The organism is Enterobacter sp. 01-M-02-SI-ECC (assembly GCF_047530595.1).
Taxonomy (GTDB): domain Bacteria; phylum Pseudomonadota; class Gammaproteobacteria; order Enterobacterales; family Enterobacteriaceae; genus Enterobacter; species Enterobacter cloacae_M.
This window is the reverse complement of sequence record NZ_JBLKCZ010000057.1, coordinates 1-5,629: the sequence shown is the minus strand read 5'-3', so window position 1 is coordinate 5,629 and position 5,629 is coordinate 1. Positions and strand designations below refer to the sequence as shown.

6 protein-coding genes are annotated in these 5,629 nt (G+C 38.5%); 3 read left to right on the top strand and 3 right to left on the bottom strand.

Features of this window, described 5'->3' with window-relative positions; all coding sequences use genetic code 11:
- Positions 1–263: 263 nt before the first annotated feature.
- Entirely contained in the window at positions 264–521 is a 258-nt protein-coding gene (locus ACMWLG_RS25260; protein ID WP_103216141.1) for a hypothetical protein, read from the bottom strand.
- 314 nt (positions 522–835) lie between these two features.
- Here ACMWLG_RS25260 and ACMWLG_RS25255 point away from each other — a divergent pair, with 314 nt between their 5' ends.
- Positions 836–2,476, top strand: coding sequence for a hypothetical protein (locus tag ACMWLG_RS25255; protein WP_032610443.1), 1,641 nt, complete (start codon positions 836–838; stop codon positions 2,474–2,476).
- 8 nt (positions 2,477–2,484) lie between these two features.
- Positions 2,485–2,946 carry a hypothetical protein gene (locus ACMWLG_RS25250; RefSeq protein WP_015062966.1) on the top strand — a complete coding sequence of 154 codons (462 nt, stop codon included), beginning with the start codon at positions 2,485–2,487 and terminating at the stop codon, positions 2,944–2,946.
- 220 nt (positions 2,947–3,166) lie between these two features.
- Here ACMWLG_RS25250 and ACMWLG_RS25245 read toward each other — a convergent pair whose 3' ends face one another.
- The gene (locus ACMWLG_RS25245) at positions 3,167–3,697 is read right to left on the bottom strand and encodes a hypothetical protein (RefSeq protein WP_032610444.1); all 531 of its coding nucleotides are present in this window, start codon (positions 3,695–3,697) and stop codon (positions 3,167–3,169) included.
- A 261-nt stretch (positions 3,698–3,958) separates the two neighbouring features.
- Between ACMWLG_RS25245 and ACMWLG_RS25240 the strand changes: the two genes are divergently transcribed.
- The gene (locus tag ACMWLG_RS25240; protein WP_015062969.1) at positions 3,959–4,558 is read left to right on the top strand and encodes a hypothetical protein; all 600 of its coding nucleotides are present in this window, start codon (positions 3,959–3,961) and stop codon (positions 4,556–4,558) included.
- Between the two features lie 206 nt (positions 4,559–4,764).
- Here ACMWLG_RS25240 and ACMWLG_RS25235 read toward each other — a convergent pair whose 3' ends face one another.
- A complete protein-coding gene (locus ACMWLG_RS25235) occupies positions 4,765–4,986 on the bottom strand; it encodes a hypothetical protein (RefSeq protein WP_032610446.1) in 222 nt (73 codons plus the stop codon).
- Positions 4,987–5,629 lie beyond the last annotated feature (643 nt).

Sequence of the window (5,629 nt, the reverse complement as noted above, 5' to 3'; positions counted from 1 at the left end):
ATGATATGCCTCCCGGTAGTTTAAACGGACCAGTGAAGCTTACCATAGCGCGGACATCTGAATTGAGCCACAGGCGGACATTACTATTGAGCCATTACACATGTTAGTGCGCATAATCAGGATTATGTTAACCCAAAAACGTTTAATTGTAATGGATAGTCGAATTGGGTATACTTTCGGGAAGTACTTCAATTCATAATATACCCATGACTGAACTCGTTGAAAGTAAGCTGTGCCGAAAATGCAAGACTCTGAAGAGCTTGTTAGACTTCGGAATTGACCGTAAAAGTAAGGATGGCCATAAGACTCGCTGCCGCCAGTGCGTAGCTGGCGAAAACCGGTTGTATAAATTGAATAACCGCAATGTAGTCAATGCAGCCAAGAACCGGTATCGTCAACGCCATACCGCCGAAATGGCCGACTATATGCGTTTGTATCGTGCCAGGGTCCGTGGAAGCCAGCTGGCTGACCGCCACCGTCAGCACCTGGAGTTTCACAAAGAAGTGAATATTCAGCTTCAATTTAGGCTCGGAGCCATCATGGCCTCTCAGTTACTTCAGAATGACAAAACTATAGAGATTGAAAAGTTACTTTTAAAGTACCTTAAATCGCCTGAATCTGCTTCCGGAAGAAAGGCTCTTAATGAAGCTAGGGGAATCGCTTTCAGAGCGAAAATATCATATGAGGCGTTCAATACTCTTTTGAATACATTGAACAGATCACGAATTTAGATGCCCCGTTAGTATAAATCGTGTTTCTAAAGGCTTTCGTATGTTTAAAAAAGGAAAAAGCTTAATAGCTTTTAGTGATTAAAATTACTATGCAGGCGAAATAAATGAGCAGATTTTATGATTTCAATGCGTTAGAACTAATGGAAATGGCCCCCATATCTATCTTCAGTCGTAACAAAAATACTGAGATTTTCCTGGATGATCAATTATTAGAGCAGGAACGTCGCCATTGCCTGTCGGTTCATATTTTTTGCAGAAAGCTCGAAAGATTTGAAGAAGAATTTAACAGCAATAAAAGTTCCAGAAATCGCTTGGTTAAGTTCCTTGAATCACAAGAATGCGATTTTATCTATGATATAGCTAAAGAGTGGTCATCTTACAATTTCCAAAAAGTTCCTCAAAGCACAACTTATACGTACTTGAAAACACTTGTCGAACACATCAACGAACTCAAAAGTAAGTTTGGCATTATGAGTTATGCCACTTATCACAACAATTACATTCATAACTTAATTACGACAATCAATGAAAACCTCGTAAATATTAATTATGATTTATCCCTTATTACATCAACAAAGCGAAATTGGAATCTTTATCGAACTGAATTCGGACTAATTCTAGCGAACGGGATTAGGAAAGTATTACTTATTGATAAATTAGAACATTTGAAAAACAAAGATCTTAAGCCGGGACTTATTTTCTTCATTACAACGCCAGTGTCACAAGATGTCTTGCAGGATTTATTTTCACGTCACCAGCCTTACATTATGATTTATAGGAATGAAAAAGGCATTATAAAAACAGTTGAACCACTTCATCTGCTTACCGATGCTCTTTATGAAATCATTTCACTGGCTTCAAACATTAAAAATAAAGACTCAATGTTCTTTGAACCTAAAAATAAGTTAACCTCTATTATTGAAGAATTGTTTGAGCTCCAGAACCTTTTTGAAGAATACATGCGCCAGAGTTTTATGCAGGTCAGATTAAGTGAAAGAAACACACAATATATATATAATAAAATCAGATCACTTAAACATCAAGCCAATCATCTTGAGTTTGGAAATACAGAAAAAATACGGACGCTCGCTTTTAAACTAGGTGTATTAGCTGATTCATTTAATAATTACGATGTTAAAAGCAAGACAATCGACCTTCTGCCTAATACTATTTTCACTGGCATTCAGAACATTACCAGCAACAGTAATTTGTATCGTGTGAAAAACGACATTCTGTTTTATGAAAATAACCTTACAGCATCATTATTAACCTGGTTGAAAGCAAGCCTTGAACTTAAAAAGTTTATGGTGGTCCAGGAAGATCAGATCGCAAACGGGCGAAGTGATATTTCTATTTTCTCTTCAGGTGTGAGAGTTTGCATTATCGAATCCAAGTTAATACAAGAACATTCCACCGAAGTGCCAATAAAATCTGTAATAACAAAAGGAATATTTCAACTTTATACAAAGTATTCAGACTCTGTTGCTCAGTCATTTATCGTTCCGCCTGACCTATATCTGGTGTTATTCTGCTTTGACCATAAATTTGTGAATATTCGTAAACACACTGAATCAGCGCTTGAAGACTACCAAAAAGAAAACAGAAATATTAAACTTGAAATGATGCACAGCACCCATCATCAAACCATACGCTTTAGCTTGCGAGAGTCTGGCGGAATATTTGCGGATAAAGTCGTTTATATTAACTTAACTATAGCAAATCTCAGGACAAAGGATAAAAATTGAGAGACACAATGGTAACAGTGAATAACACACCTATACATCTCTCTGACCTTAATGATGCCTTTTTAGCGGTAGACAGTGCAAAGCTGGAATGCGATGGGCATACTTTAATGCTCAGCCATGCCTTGATGGAGGCTAAGATCCCACATCTTCGCTTCCTTGGGAAAGTTACCGTTAAGGGATGTGATTTTGTGCTCTCCCCCCACTTATGGTTGCAAATCGACGGCTTCACGGTGGACTACCGCCTCCGGATGTGGATTAACCTTTTCTGTGGCCCAGATAAAGCCTCAGGGGCGCCCCATGGCATTTTCAGCAGCCTTCATTACCCGAAGCATCATTATGAACCACTGAGGCCAGCACCGTGTAATCTACTAGCCCCAAATCTGCTCGATTTAATTACCGATGGATTCGCCTCAAAAATCTGCATCCCGGAATCTACGTTGGCATGGTATTCGACAGGACAAATGAAATAATGTTATCCGGTAAATAGTAGATAACTCCGGTCGTTAGGAAAATTGGCTTTGATAGGGTTACTTCAGTTCTTTTAGCCACGACTTTCTTTCAAAGGATGAATGTGAAAATATTCCCGTTTGAGGTTCAAAACTCTATAGCCGTTTTGAACCATCTCAGATTGTAATTTTACCATCGAGCTCTTACTGGCGAAGGTTCCAATGGTGAATGCGGTAAATCTGCTTAACGGAACCATTCCGGATGTCGCATACGATCAGCTTTAATAACTTGCGTGTTCAATTCAATGACTTCCGTCGGTGTTAAAATTAAGGCATCTGGATTCGAAATTAATGGTCGTAGAACCACCTCCCCTTTTTTATCATCTTTAGAACCGTAGATATTAATTAGAAAATGCATGCGTTGATTTAATTCTGATTGACTTACCCATTGCCTAAAAGTCATCGTTTGCTTTACATAATTAATAATAAGAGGGGCCAATTCAGTTTCTTCCGTTTGTGACAAAGCCTTTTTATTTGACATTTTCTTAAGGATTTTACCTAGCTTTGCCACACACATATGAATGCTTAACGATGTGGAAATTTTAGTGGTGTTAAAATCCTCCTGTGAAATGGAAATCAATCCAACATACTGTTTATAACAATCGTAGACATAAATAAAGTGTGATGTAAATGGGGTTGAATGATTAAAAACCCCCAAATTCCAGCCATATTGCTCTACTGTTAAAGAACTAAAATCTTTGTCGTTAATGCTCATTTATACTCCTAAGCGTCATAATTTGATTGAACTAGATTGTACGAAAGCTGAGTTCTAACCTTTGTTTTTATTTCCAAACAAATATACCACATCCTATATCCATCTCTAATAACCTCAACAACACAATTTCTGAGTTTAATTATTTTCATGAAATCAATAATTATGGTTTGTTACCTAGTAGTTAAAGATGGTTGGACGACTTCATGAAATTTTAGAAGCCTTCTGTCCGAACTGAAAACCCTTGCGACTCAGAATAGATTCATGTTAAAACTCGATAATGTACTTTCACAAATTTTCGTATTTTCCTTATTCGAAAGGTTTTTATTGATCTGTGTGAATCAAGTGCTTTGTTCAAGGTACTTGTTACCTGATACTAAAATTATTTTAAACGGGATTCTAGCCTTACCATTGTTCTGTTTACCGGAGACATTATTCGTGACTGACAAGACATCTATTTTAGTTCTTACGCCAATCCTGGAGCTTGCAGAAGAAGCCCATAAGTCCTTAAAAGAGAACCTTAAGGAAATTGGAACAAGTGACACAACCGGAACATGCATGTTCGCATGTATATTGGTTTGTAAATTTGCACGACTCAGAGGCATGGTCGCAAGTATACGCGGCGGGAATGGTACAGATAATGGAGGTCTTTTCAATGAGTATGGAGGACATGGCCACTACTGGTGTGAGCTGAGTGCTGGAGGAATGACTTTTTATATCGATATTGCTGCCGAGCAGTTTGGATACCCTTCTTTCATTGTCAAAAATGCCAATGACGTGTCGGACTTTCCGCGATATATCCCCGGCAACCAAGCTACAGTAGATGAACACGTGAGGCTTGCGTACACTGAAGGGATTCAATAGCCCTGCATTTTGTACCAGTTAATGTCAGTGCAATTCTTACTGTCCCATACAGTTTATGATGCCGCTGAACTTCCGCGCAAAGTTCCTCAAATGGATGAGCGGGATTGAAAATAAAGAGATTTAAAAGCGGGTAATTGAGTTATAAAGGAATGTTATTTATGCATTCTTGAACCAAATACACCGCTTCAGAATGGATCGCCGTAATCTTACATTGTAGGACTTTTCTTCCAGCTACCAATTTGTTCATGAATCTGTCTTTCAATTCTTTCCACGTGAGCATATAGCTCAGTGTAACCAGGCAGATTTTTGCCAATATCACCTTCCCACTGACGCGTTAGCAGGCTGACTTTATCTTTAAGCGTGGATAGCTGATTGAGTTGCTTTTTGGCAATCACAATCTCTTCCGAGTATAAATTTTTCTTAGCCATAACAGTACCATACTTCATAAAATTTAACTTAGGTAACGACGGCTATCTTTTAACACAATTCATCAGTATTGCAACATCTAAGTACATTTTAATCATATGCAAATTATGGATTGGCCAGTATCCAGCACTGTCCCCGTGATGTATTCATGTTAGCATATCTCCCGCTGCGCTTACTTACCTTTGGAAAGTTACTTTTTTCCGAAGCACCTGCTAATAAGATACCGTCATAGTGTTATGCATAAAGTTATATTTATTGTTCAGTATGATTTATTTATTTCCATACTGAACTTTTAGCTTAATGTTGCTCACTTAGCTTCGGGCTCTGATGACGTAACGCTTTACACCTTCAGGCGGTTCGGGCCAATCTGAATTTTCTCGGGACTGATAATTACGGTTTCTGTATTTGATAAATGCCTCAGCCTGCTCGATATTATCCAGCCTATACTGAAGGAATTTAAATGCGTCATGAGGCATATTCCCTGTAAGATCTTCAGCAGTATATGAATCACCCGTCACATCATACCAGTGACAAAGTACCACTTTCTGATCTTGACCCGCCATTTCCGGACAGCTTTTGTATCTTAAGTTAACGATGCCCGCTGCCGCCGGTATTCTCTCGGAGAGTGATATCCCAGCGCACTAT

Excerpts from the sequence above, each read along its gene's own strand:
- ACMWLG_RS25255 (WP_032610443.1), top strand. The coding sequence starts at position 836 with ATGAGCAGATTTTATGATTTCAATGCGTTAGAACTAATGGAAATGGCC.
- ACMWLG_RS25250 (WP_015062966.1), top strand. The coding sequence starts at position 2,485 with ATGGTAACAGTGAATAACACACCTATACATCTCTCTGACCTTAATGAT.
- ACMWLG_RS25245 (WP_032610444.1), bottom strand. The coding sequence starts at position 3,697 with ATGAGCATTAACGACAAAGATTTTAGTTCTTTAACAGTAGAGCAATAT.
- ACMWLG_RS25240 (WP_015062969.1), top strand. The coding sequence starts at position 3,959 with ATGTTAAAACTCGATAATGTACTTTCACAAATTTTCGTATTTTCCTTA.
- ACMWLG_RS25235 (WP_032610446.1), bottom strand. The coding sequence starts at position 4,986 with ATGGCTAAGAAAAATTTATACTCGGAAGAGATTGTGATTGCCAAAAAG.